This is a genomic window from Streptomyces sp. NPDC054841 (assembly GCF_053611045.1).
The window spans coordinates 1-3,319 of sequence record NZ_JBSGZO010000696.1 but is presented as its reverse complement, the minus strand read 5'-3'; the positions used below and the strand labels follow the sequence as shown (position 1 = coordinate 3,319).

General features: G+C 70.8%; 2 protein-coding genes. Both read left to right on the top strand.

Translation table 11 applies throughout. The features are described 5' to 3' along the window. The first annotated feature begins 289 nt into the window (after window positions 1–289). Window positions 290–1,528 (top strand): CaiB/BaiF CoA transferase family protein, encoded by a 1,239-nt coding sequence (locus ACWGI8_RS41880; protein WP_453668703.1) that lies wholly within the window; start codon window positions 290–292, stop codon window positions 1,526–1,528. Window positions 1,529–1,781: 253 nt separating this feature from the next. Further along, window positions 1,782–2,891, top strand: a complete 1,110-nt coding sequence (bar, locus tag ACWGI8_RS41875; RefSeq protein WP_453668702.1) for a barbiturase — start codon at window positions 1,782–1,784, stop codon at window positions 2,889–2,891. Window positions 2,892–3,319 lie beyond the last annotated feature (428 nt).

The following is a 3,319-nucleotide window of genomic DNA, read 5'->3' as shown; positions in this document are numbered from 1 at the left end:
GGGGTCGCCCCACCGGACCGGCATTCCACCCCTGGTGCGCCCTGTCCCGGCACCCGCACGCACTCGCACGCATCCGCACTTCGAGTCGGCGACATCCGCCAAGGAACGCCCGCCGCTTGGGCAGATGCTGACGACGAGAGTGCCGGACCGGGAGACCTGGTCTCGCAGCGGTCCGAAGTCTTCGACCCCGCTTTCGACCTCGTACCCCGCATTCTCTTACCCCGCATTCGACCGCTGCCGCGGCGCGCTGCCGCGTACCGCTTTCCGCCGCAGGAAGGGATGGACCCAAGTGAGCGGACCGCTTTCCGGACTCGTCGTACTGGACCTGTCACGGGCTCTGGCGGGTCCCCACGCCGCGATGATGCTCGGCGACATGGGGGCGCGTGTGATCAAGGTGGAGCACCCCAACGGCGGTGACGACACCCGCGGATGGGGGCCGCCGTTCGTCGGCCCCGACCATGCCCGCGAATCGACCTACTTCCTCTCCTGCAACCGCAACAAGGAATCGGTGGCGCTGGACCTCAAGTCCGCGGAGGGACGCCGCACGCTGGAGCGCCTGGTCCGCCACAGTGACGTGCTGGTGGAGAACTTCCGCACCGGCGTGCTCGACCGCCTCGGCTTCCCGGTGGAGAACCTGCACCGGCTGAACCCCCGGCTGGTCCTGCTGTCGATCACCGGATTCGGCCACGACGGCCCGCAGGGCGGACGGCCGGGCTACGACCAGATCGCGCAGGGCGAGGCAGGGCTGATGAGCCTGACCGGCCCCGGCCCGGACGCACCGACGCGGATCGGCGTGCCGATCGGCGACCTGCTCGCCGGCATGTACGGCGCCTACGGTGTCGTCGCCGCGCTGCACGAGCGCGGCAGGACCGGACGCGGCCGTGTCGTCCGCACCTCGCTGCTCGCGGCGATCGTGGGTGTGCATGCCTTCCAGGGCACGAACTACACGGTCGCGGGGCAGGTCGGCCGGGCCCAGGGCAATCTGCATCCCTCCCTGCAGCCCTACGGTTCCTACCGCTGCCGCGACGCGATCATCCAGGTCGCCGTGGGCAGCGAGAGCCTGTGGGCACGCTTCGCGCCGCTGGTGGGCCTGGCGGCGGACGATCCGCGCTTCGCGGCCAACGCCGACCGCGTCGTGCGCGCCGCCGAACTCGCAGCGGTGATCAACACCGCGTTCGCCGACCGCGGTGTGACCGAGTTGCTCGCCGAGCTGTCCGCCGCGGGCATCCCGGCGGGTGAGGTACGCACGCTGGACCGGGTCTACGACTGGGAGCAGACCCGGTCGCAGGGCCTGGTGGTCGAGGTCGACCACACCACGCTGGGCACCGTCGAGCTACCGGGTCCGGCCGTACGGTTCGACGAGGGCGGACGGCAGCGGCACGCCGCGCCACCGGTTCTGGGCGAGCACACCGGTGCCGTTCTTCAGTGGCTGGACCGGCTCGACGGGTGCCGCACGCAGAGCCCGGCAGCCCTCTCTCCCGACCCCGTCGACACGGCCTCCGGCCCGGTGGGCGCGGGACGGACGTGACCCGCCGCCCCCGGGGCCGGGGACGGACAGGACCAGCCGCGTCCCACGGCATCTCTTGCCATGGGATCGCCGATTTCTGAGCAAGAAACGCCCATGCATGTGCGCCCTTCCCGTACTTGGATCTGTGCATCTCGGCGCGGGCCCCACCGCGGTACCGGCCGCGGTGGCACGCGGCGTTCGCGAGGCCCCGCGGTCTCCCTCGACCCAGGACAACACCGGAACACGGACAGACGACCAGTCAGAAGAGGTGGAAATGATGCCAAGGCCGATCGAGGTCCACAAGGTGGCCATCGAGAGCGTCACCGACGCGAGCGGGCTGGCCGCGCTGATCGACGACGGTGTGTTCGCCGCCGACGACGTGCTCGCCGTCATCGGCAAGACCGAAGGCAACGGAGGAGTGAACGACTACACGCGCATCCTGGCCGACCGGGCGTTCCGCGAGGTGCTGGTCGACCACGGCAACCGTTCGTACGCCGAGGCCCTGCAGGTTCCCCTGGTGTGGTCGGGCGGCACCGACGGTGTCATATCCCCGCACGCCACGATCTTCGCGTACGCGCCCGAGGGCCGGTACGAGCCGGTGGCCGAGCCGCGGCTGTCCGTCGGTGTGGCGATGAGCGAGGTGATCCTCCCCGAGGACATCGGACGCCCCGCCATGGTGGAGAAGGTCGCGGCGGGCGTGACCGACGCCATGAAGGTCGCGGGCATCACGGACCCTGCGGACGTGCACTACGTCCAGACCAAGACGCCACTGCTGGTCCTGGAGACGATCAACGACGCCAAGGAGCGCGGCTTCGACGTCTGGACCGAGGACACCCTGAAGTCCATGGACGTCTCCAACTCCACGACCGCGCTGGGCATCGCCGTCGCACTGGGCGAGATCGAGATGCCCCGGGCCGAGCAGATCCACCGCGACCTGTCGCTCTACTCGTCGGTCGCCTCGTGCTCCTCCGGCGTGGAACTCGACAGGGCGCAGATCGTCGTGGTCGGCAACGCCCCAGGGGTCGGCGGCCGCTTCCGGGTCGGGCACAGCGTGATGAAGGACGCGCTGGACGCCGACGGCATCTGGGACGCCATCCGGTCCGCGGGCCTGCAGCTGCCCCACCGGCCCCACCCGTCGGACCTCGGGCACCGCCTGGTCAACGTGTTCCTCAAGTGCGAGGCCGATCCGACGGGCCGGGTACGCGGGCGGCGCAACATCATGCTGGACGACTCGGACGTGCACTGGCACCGCCAGATCAAGGCGACGGTGGGCGGCGTCACCGCGGCGGTCACCGGGGATCCCGCCGTTTTCGTGTCGGTGGCGGCGGTGCACCAGGGTCCGTCGGGCGGCGGCCCGGTCGCGGCGATCGTCTCGGTCGACTGACGGGCCGGCTCACGTCGACTGACGGGCCCGCTCACACGAGCACGCCAATGGTGAGGAGCCCCTGCCGCGGCGGCAGGGGCCCCTCACCATTGGCGTGCTCGTGTGGCGTCACCAGCGCTCTCATCCGTGCGGGAACGAGGTCCGCGCCGGACGGACGAGGTCGTCGGTGTAGCGGCGGATCAGGTCCAGGTTGCGGTCCCGCAGATGGTCGAAGACCTGCGGCACGCTCGACCCCGGAGTCAGCGCGGCGAGTGCGCTCTGCGGATCCAGCCGGGCCTAGGGCCTGTCGTTTGGATCAGGCCGGATCAGCGAGCGGGGTCTGGCGCGTGCAGCTGCAAGGCGGAGGAGGGAGCCACTGCGGAGCATTGGCGACTGACGACAACGCAGCAGATGTGCGTGCCAGGGCACGCGAGCCCGGCAAGATCCGA

Coding starts and splice junctions, on each gene's coding strand:
- bar (WP_453668702.1), top strand. CDS start 1,782: ATGATGCCAAGGCCGATCGAGGTCCACAAGGTGGCCATCGAGAGCGTC.